At 36.4% G+C, this 272-nt stretch carries 1 protein-coding gene; it reads right to left on the bottom strand.

From position 1 onward, the window contains the following. Window positions 1–272: hypothetical protein (locus tag SB764_RS40295; RefSeq protein ID WP_410866794.1), on the bottom strand; the 272-nt coding region annotated here is incomplete at both ends.

Raw genomic sequence — 272 nt, forward strand, 5'->3', positions numbered from 1 at the left:
TGATATACGATTTGTATTGTCAGGAAGATGTAGCCCCGTACTTCCTGGAGGTCCATCAATTTGAACAAATCCTGAAGATGCAGGTGTTCCTTTAGGAGGTTGGATTTCATAAAACCCTCTTTCCTTATCCATTTCAAAAACTGATTTTTTATTAAGTGAATCAAATTTTGCAATATATTTTGTATCAGCTTGAGCTGATTTTATACTACTACATGGTTCTGTATTGGAGTTGTTAGGTGTATTTGAACTTGAGCCCCCTCCATAATCACCAG

The sequence above is a fragment of the Paraburkholderia sp. SIMBA_027 genome, assembly GCF_046535315.1.
Taxonomy (GTDB): Bacteria; Pseudomonadota; Gammaproteobacteria; order Burkholderiales; family Burkholderiaceae; genus Paraburkholderia; species Paraburkholderia tropica.